Source organism: Methylibium sp. (assembly GCF_031393925.1).
Lineage (GTDB): Bacteria > Pseudomonadota > Gammaproteobacteria > Burkholderiales > Burkholderiaceae_C > Methylibium.
Genome location: NZ_JANMWL010000195.1, coordinates 1 through 3,428, shown reverse-complemented (window position 1 = coordinate 3,428; position 3,428 = coordinate 1). Strand labels below are relative to the sequence as shown.

Here is a 3,428-nt window from a genome sequence, read left to right as displayed (position 1 = left end):
AAGCGCATCACTTCCCCACGAAACTCATCGCGGCTCTTCGCTTCCAACACCGATTGATAGCTGCCCTGCAGCATGTGTCTTATTCCCGAAAAACGTCGGTGGCGAGACCGATCGGATGCGCCCCTGACAAGGTTTACAGCTGGCAAGCGCCAGTGGGCTACCCACACTGTCCGACATCGAAGCAGTTACGGGGCTCATTGCCCCGCACCATCATGACTCCTGCATGGACCGTAGGCGCTTGGCCGCCTGTATTGTGGCAGCCCGACCAAAATTCAGAGTTGCACTTTGTCCACCTTGGCACGCACGTGTCGACTCGTTTGAATGGCGCTTGGCCGAACATGGGACAGACCGTGTGGGGGGGGCGCGCCGGGGTCAGCGCCGCCGGCCTCTCCTGGGACTGGATCGAGGTCGTGCCGGGCATCGTGGCGATCGCCGACCCGATGATGATGATCACCAATCTGCGCCTGCTCGGGGCACAAGGCGAGGTGCTCACGGCCCATGAAGTCGCGCCCTACCTGAACGACATCGTTCACCGCCTGCCGTGGCAGGCCGAAGTCAACCGCGCCATCGAACAGTCCCTGCCCACAGCCGACGCCGGTGACGAAAAACAGCCCTTGCTGTCACGTCGCAGTGGAGCGAGCCATTCGACCTGGCATGAAGCTTCCGGGTTTGGCTCGCTGTCATGACCCTGGCAGGTCATCCGGCGCGCCACATCTCGATGTGCGGCAGCTCGTCTTCGAGATACGGCTCGCCCACGCGCGTGAATCCGACCTCGGCGTAGAAAGGCTCGAGCCGCGCCTGCGCCGAGATGCGGATACCGGCCCCCGGGTAAGCAGCGGTCGCGCAATCGATGGCGCGGCGCAGCAGCTCGCGACCGAGTCCGGTACCGCGGGCGGCGCTCGTGGTGAGCACGCGACCGAGCGAGGGTTCGGCGTACTTCAGGCCTGCGTCGACGATGCGCGCGTAGGCGAGCAACTCACCCGCGGGCGTCCAGCCGCACAGGTGCGATGCCTCCTCGTCGGCCGCATCTGCATCCTGGTACACGCACGCCTGTTCGACGACGAAGACTTGCTGGCGCGCGACGTGAATACGCTGTAGCTCGCGCGGCGTCAACGCGTCCAGGCGCGTGCAGCGCCAGACAACGGGGCTCTTGCCGGACGACCTGCGGCTCATCGGCGCAATGTTGGCGTGTTACCGCGTGCCGTCTGCGCCGCTCGCAGCACTAGCGCACCGCCGCCGCGCGCAAGCGTCGCGCAATGAAAGCGAGGCAGGCGCCGGCCAGCAACAGGCTCACCGCCAGCGGCAGCAGCACATCGCCAACGCCGGGGGCCTCGCCGCGCAGCACGCGGTTCATCAGCGTGTACTGGGCGAGCGCCGGTACCCAAAGGAACCAGGGCTTTTCACCGCTCTGGTTGAACAGGCTCACCAGCGGCAACAGCGACACGGCGAGGATGACCACGGTGGTGCTGGCCTGGGCTTCCTTGAAGCTCTTGCAGCGGATCGCCACCGCCATCATCAGCGCCGAAAGGCCCGCCGCCAAGGGCACGAGCACGGCAAGAAAGCTCGCCGCCTCGGCCGGGCCGAAGATGAAGAGCGAGCGCAGCGTCTCGCTGCGGATGAGCAGCCTCGCCGGCAGGAAGCTGAGCACGCTGAGCAGGGCGATCAACATCGCCACCGCAGCCACTGCGCCCCACTTGCCAAGCACCAGCGCCAGCGGCGCAGCGGGATTGGCTAGCAAGGGCTCGAGGGAGCCCCGTTCGCGCTCCCCGGCGGTGGTGTCGAGTGCCGCATGCAACGCGCCGTAAAGCACCGCCATCAGCACGAAGAAAGGCAGCATGCTGGTGAACTGCGCCGCCCGGCTGCGCGTACTGGCGAGATCGCGCTCCTGCGGCTCCACCGCCTGCAGCAGGCTGCCCGGCACGCCGCGCAGCGCCAGCGTGAGCCCGCCGCGCTCGCGGTTAAAGCCGTCGAGCAGGCGCATCAGCCGGCCGCTGCCGGCTTCGGCCTGGCGGTTGCTGCTGTCGCTCACCACCACGACCTCGGGCACATCGCCGCGTTCGAGCCGCTGCTCGAAATCGGCCTCCAGCACCAGCACCGGATCGCCGAGGCTCGACTTGCGCAACTGCGCCGCGTAGTCGTCTGGCGCCGGCTCGATGCGAAACGTCTGCCGCTCGATGAAGTTGCGCAGCGTCGGCGCGTGCTCGATGCCCACCGTCACCACCACGCGCTTGTCGGCACGCTCCTCCATCGACGCCACCAGGCCCGACAGCAGCGCCAACACCAGCGGTCCCATCAGCACCGAGCTGAGCAACACGGTCGCGAGCGTGCGTCGGTCGCGCAGCGCGTCGACGATCTCCTTGTGGAACACCGCACCAGCGCCTTCGACCCAGCGCTTCATGCGGCCGCTCCCAGCTCTTTGGCGAACGCGAGTTTGACGAACGCTTCCTCGAAATCGGTCTCGCCGGTGCGCGCGCACAGGGACTGGACGCTGCCGACGGCGACGGTGCGGCCGTGCGCCATCACCACGACTTCGTCGCACAGCCGTTCGACCTCTTGCATGATGTGGCTCGACAACACGATGCATTTACCACCACCGGCCGCGCTGCACAACTGGCGCAGGCTTTCGCGCAGCGCCCGCGTGGCGAGCACGTCCAGGCCGTTGGTCGGCTCGTCGAGGATGATGTTCGCCGGGTCATGCACCAGCGCGCGCGCCAGCGCCGTCTTCACGCGTTCGCCCTGGCTGAAGCCGTCGGTGCGCCGTTCGAGCAGCGCACGCATGTCCAGCGTGACCGCGAGGGTTTCGGCGCGGGCATGCGCGGCGTCGCGGTCCATGCCGTGCAGCCGCGCGTAGTAGACGATGTTCTCGCGCGCACTCAGGCGCGGGTACAGGCCGCGCGCATCCGACAGCACACCCATGCGCGCCAGCGCCTCGCGCGGGCGCTGTGCCACGTCGATGCCGTCCACCGTCATGCGGCCGGCGTCGGGCGAGATCAGGCCGGCCAGCATGCGCAAGGTCGTCGTCTTGCCGGCGCCGTTCGAGCCGAGCAGGCCGGTGATGTGGCCGTCCCGGGCCTGGAGGCTGACGCTCCTGACGGCGTGGACAAACTTTGCATGTGAGCGCCCGCTTAATTTGAATGTGTTTGCTGGTAACGCAAAGCGCTTCGCCAGATTCTCGATCTGAATCACTGGTCGGCCTTCGCTGGCGGGTTCATCAAGCCGGGTGGCTGGAAGGCCGGCGGCCGTGGAATCGCCGCCAGGCAGGCCGCATCGACCGCACTGGCGTCACGATCCTCGGCGGCGTCGATGAAGCGGTAGATCACATCGCGCGCGCAGCCGATGGCCATCACGCCGTGGCCGGCGTTCGGCACCACGACGTGCCGGGCGCTCGCCCCCAAGGCCTTCGCGATGCGCTCGCCATGGCGCGGTGG

4 protein-coding genes and 1 pseudogene are annotated in these 3,428 nt (G+C 67.7%); 1 reads left to right on the top strand and 4 read right to left on the bottom strand.

The window, feature by feature from the left end:
• Positions 1 to 278 precede the first annotated feature (278 nt).
• On the top strand, positions 279 to 686 hold the full coding sequence (locus tag RMO12_RS10915; RefSeq protein ID WP_309639299.1) for a hypothetical protein: 408 nt from the start codon (positions 279 to 281) through the stop codon (positions 684 to 686).
• A gap of 10 nt (positions 687 to 696) precedes the next feature.
• On the opposite strand, the gene RMO12_RS10910 is transcribed toward RMO12_RS10915, so the two are convergent.
• The 4 genes and pseudogenes from RMO12_RS10910 to RMO12_RS10895 form a co-directional block, all read right to left on the bottom strand.
• Entirely contained in the window at positions 697 to 1,173 is a 477-nt protein-coding gene (locus RMO12_RS10910; protein WP_309639298.1) for a GNAT family N-acetyltransferase, read from the bottom strand.
• A gap of 49 nt (positions 1,174 to 1,222) precedes the next feature.
• Entirely contained in the window at positions 1,223 to 2,398 is a 1,176-nt protein-coding gene (locus tag RMO12_RS10905) for an ABC transporter permease (protein WP_309639297.1), read from the bottom strand.
• Complete coding sequence (locus RMO12_RS10900; protein ID WP_309639296.1) at positions 2,395 to 3,186, bottom strand: ATP-binding cassette domain-containing protein; 792 nt, start codon at positions 3,184 to 3,186, stop codon at positions 2,395 to 2,397. Before RMO12_RS10900 ends, RMO12_RS10905 begins: the two co-directional genes overlap by 4 nt.
• Positions 3,183 to 3,428: pseudogene (locus RMO12_RS10895) on the bottom strand (hypothetical protein); the annotation flags it as partial. The pseudogene RMO12_RS10895 and the gene RMO12_RS10900, both read right to left, overlap by 4 nt.